This window comes from Flavobacterium glaciei, from assembly GCF_003350545.1.
Lineage (GTDB): Bacteria > Bacteroidota > Bacteroidia > Flavobacteriales > Flavobacteriaceae > Flavobacterium > Flavobacterium glaciei.
On the sequence record NZ_QQBA01000039.1, the window covers coordinates 1 to 1,654 of the forward strand.

Below are 1,654 nucleotides of genomic sequence, written 5' to 3' on the forward strand. Positions count from 1 at the left end.
AATAAAAAGAAGATTTTTCGTATTTTTAATCATGCAACACATCACAGGTATTTCCCGTCAACAACTGCGTTTTTCAAGTTTAGAAGACACTATAAGTCCCGATAATCAGGTGCGATTTATAGATGCCTTTGTCGAATATATTGACCTCTCTAAACTCGATTTTGCTGTAAAAACGCTCAAGACCGAAGGTCGCCCGAGTTTCAATAGTAAAGTGTTTCTAAAGATTTATTTATATGGTTATCTCAACGGAGTCAGAAGTGGCCGAGATCTAGAAAAGGAATGTTTAAGAAACATTGAAATGCAATGGCTTTTAGAAGCTATTGTTCCTAATTACCACAGTATATCCGATTTTAGAAAAAACAATCCTATTGCTTTGAAAAAGCTATTCAAACTCTATGTTCTTTTTTTAAAAGATGCTGATTTGATAGGCTGTGAAACCATTGCTATCGATGGTACCAAAAGCCGAGCCCACAATAGCAAGAAAGCCAATTTTAATCAAAAGAAAATCGATAAACATGTAGATTATATTGAATTAAAATCCCAGGAATACTTAGATGCTTTGGAAGAAAATGACGCCAAAGATAACCCCGCTATAATCCAAAATATCCAACAAAAGTTAGACCGATTGAAAGGGAATAAATTGCGTTATGAGCAACTAGAAGAAAAACTAAAAGCTAGTGGCGAGCCGCAAATAAGTACTACTGACAGTGATGCCAGAGCCTTATTAGTGCAAGGACAAGTAGTTGAAATCTCATTCAATCTCCAAGCTGCAGTAGATGCCAAACACAATCTTGTGGTAGCCACGCACACCATCAACAAGAACGATCGCAGTGCCTTGTCTGCCATTGCCCTAGAAGCCAAAGAGAATCTAGGCATAGAAACCTATACCGCACTGGTGGACAAAGGATATCATAATGGCAAACAAATAGAAATCTGCAAACAAGCCAACATAACTACCATTGTAGCACAGCCTGAACAAGGGAAAAGTAACGAAAACGGTACGACCAAGGCTTATTTGGTAGCCCAATTTCAATACGATCAAGACACCGATACTTATACCTGTCCGCAGGGCGAAACACTAAAAACTACGGGCAGTTGGCATAAGAAAACTACAGATAGAGATAGCTATAATTTTAAAAAATACCGAACCCCAAAATGTAAAGAATGTCCCGTAAAAAATTTATGTACTAGTAGAGCTGCAGGCAGAGAAATCGACCGAAGCCAATATGCCAATGCCGTAGAAGAAAACAATAAGCGTTACCATGCAAATGCGCAACTCTACCGCAAGCGACAGGAGATTAATGAGCACATTTTTGGCACCATCAAACGACAATGGGGCTATAACCATACCAATTTAACGGGATTAGAAAAAGTAAATGGAGAACACAGCCTGATTATGCTGGTGTATAACATCAAACGCAGTATCAATATCCTAGGCGTTACCGAACTCATTGCTAAACTTCAGAAATGGAACTCACCCTACAAGGCAAAAGTCTTGTTTTTGCTGAAAATGAGGTGTTTAAAGCTGTTTTTAGCTTCGCTACTTTTTATAACAAATCAAAGAACCTCAAAAATTAGCTTAGCCTAGAACCAGTTTATAGCAGTTCTATAAGGTAAAAAAGAAATGAAAACGGGGTTTTTTCACAGCCTGACG

1 protein-coding gene is annotated in these 1,654 nt (G+C 38.1%); it reads left to right on the top strand.

The features are described 5' to 3' along the window. Positions 1–1,588: IS1182 family transposase (locus tag DFR66_RS13765; protein WP_242008694.1), on the top strand; the 1,588-nt coding region annotated here is incomplete at its 5' end. Positions 1,589–1,654 lie beyond the last annotated feature (66 nt).